The sequence below is a fragment of the Streptomyces sp. SID14478 genome (assembly GCF_010548525.1).
Classification (GTDB): domain Bacteria; phylum Actinomycetota; class Actinomycetes; order Streptomycetales; family Streptomycetaceae; genus Streptomyces.
In genome coordinates this window covers 1-1,731 of the sequence record NZ_JAAGMG010000716.1, presented here as the reverse complement: position 1 = coordinate 1,731, position 1,731 = coordinate 1, and the positions used below count along the sequence as shown (strand labels likewise).

1 protein-coding gene and 1 pseudogene are annotated in these 1,731 nt (G+C 72.4%); both read left to right on the top strand.

Features of this window, described 5'->3' with window-relative positions:
• Positions 1 to 291 precede the first annotated feature (291 nt).
• Complete coding sequence (locus tag G3I40_RS23830; protein ID WP_239091911.1) at positions 292 to 1,509, top strand: bifunctional lytic transglycosylase/C40 family peptidase; 1,218 nt, start codon at positions 292 to 294, stop codon at positions 1,507 to 1,509.
• Positions 1,506 to 1,731: pseudogene (locus G3I40_RS23825) on the top strand (hypothetical protein); the annotation flags it as partial. The gene G3I40_RS23830 and the pseudogene G3I40_RS23825, both read left to right, overlap by 4 nt.

Sequence of the window (1,731 nt, the reverse complement as noted above, 5' to 3'; positions counted from 1 at the left end):
GCGGCCCAGGCCGAACCCCGTCACGCATCCGCACGCAAGCGCGCCTGGAGCGGCCCCCTCCGGCCGCCAAGCCGGAGCGAGCGGGCCGTCCGCGGCTGGGCCGGCTCCTACTCCCCCGCCCCAGGGCGGGACCGCTCGAGTCCAGCGTGCTCAGCCACGCCCGCGTCCCTCGAACGGGCCGAGCCGGTCGGAAGCGGCGCGGCAACAGGCGGCGGAGATGTTCCGCCGGATCCAGGACAACAACTCCCGCCGTCCCGCCCCGGGACCCTCTGACGACGGGGAGCAGGGCTGATGACCACACAGGCCGACCAGATCTCCCGCGTGAGGCAACGCCAGGTGCGGCTGCGCCGTGTGCGGCCCGGGCGCCGCCGCCTCAAGTGGGTATTGATCTCACTGGTGTTGCTGGGTGCGGCGGTGTGCGGGATGGTGCCGCTGTCCGGCGCAGCAGGCCATCTGGCCCTGCTCTCCCAGCAGGCCGAGGCCGACGTCGGGCTCGCCGAGGCCGGCACCAGCGCGGACATCCCGCCTCGCATGCTTCAGGCATACAAGAACGCCGTGCAGTTGATCCACGATGTCGTACCGGCGTGTAAGGGGATGCGGTGGCCGGTCCTCGCCGGGATCGCGAAGGTCGAGTCCAACCACGCCGTCGGCAGGACGATCGCCGCGAACGGTGACATCCGACCGAAGATCTACGGCGTGCTGCTCAACGGCTCCGGCGCGGGCGGCAACACCACCGTGTTTCCCGATACCGACGGCGGCAAGTGGGACGGCACCGCAACTGGGGAACGCGCGGTGGGGCCTTTCCAGTTCATGCCCTCCACCTGGCAGTCGCAGGGCCAGGACGGCAACAAGGACGGCACGAAGGATCCGCACAACGCCGACGACGCCGCGCTGGCCGCGGCCGGGTACCTGTGCGGGCGCGGACGCAACCTCGGCGTCGAGCGGCAACTGCGCGCTGCGATCTTCGCGTACAACCACTCCGGCGCCTACGTCGACAACGTCATGAAGTGGATCAACCAGTACACGGCGGCCGCGAACGCCTCCTCCTCGGTGAGCCTTTCGGGCGTCACGGGCAAGGCGCGCACGGTCCTTGAGTCGGCACTGTCCCAGCGCGGAGTGCCGTACTCATGGGGTGGCGGCGGCACGAGCGGCCCGTCCAGGGGGGTCTGCTGCTCGCCGAGCGGCAAGTCGGGGGCCTCGATCACGGGGTACGACTGCTCGGGTCTCACCTCATACGCGTACGCGAAGGCCGGGATCCGGCTGCCGCGGACCGCGGCCGCGCAGGCCGGACGCGGCCACCGCATCGCGGCCTCGGCCGGGCAAGGCGCTCTGCAGCCAGGGGACTTGGTGTTCTTCGCCTACGCGCCGAGCCGGGACTCGACGATCTATCACGTCGGGATCTACGCCGGCGGCGGGCAGATGGTCAACGCCGCGCGGCCCGGCACCAGCGTGCGCCTCGACCCGGTCGACGCTATGCCCGGCTATGCGGGAGGGGCGCGGCTGCTGTGACGCGAACTCCTCGTATCCCGGCCACCGCCACCGGGCACCGGCCGAAGTTCCCGTGGCTGCTGCTCGCGCTCAGCGGCATTTTCGCCGCGATCGGCTGGCCCCTGCTGTCCTCCCTTGCCGCCGCCTCCCCCACAGCCGCGCCGACGGCGCAGCGTCCTGCCGCCACCAGCGCGCGATCGGCCGCGGCGCCGGTGACGGGCCCGCAGGAGGCGCCCGGTCGGC

Coding starts and splice junctions, on each gene's coding strand:
- G3I40_RS23830 (WP_239091911.1), top strand. CDS start 292: ATGACCACACAGGCCGACCAGATCTCCCGCGTGAGGCAACGCCAGGTG.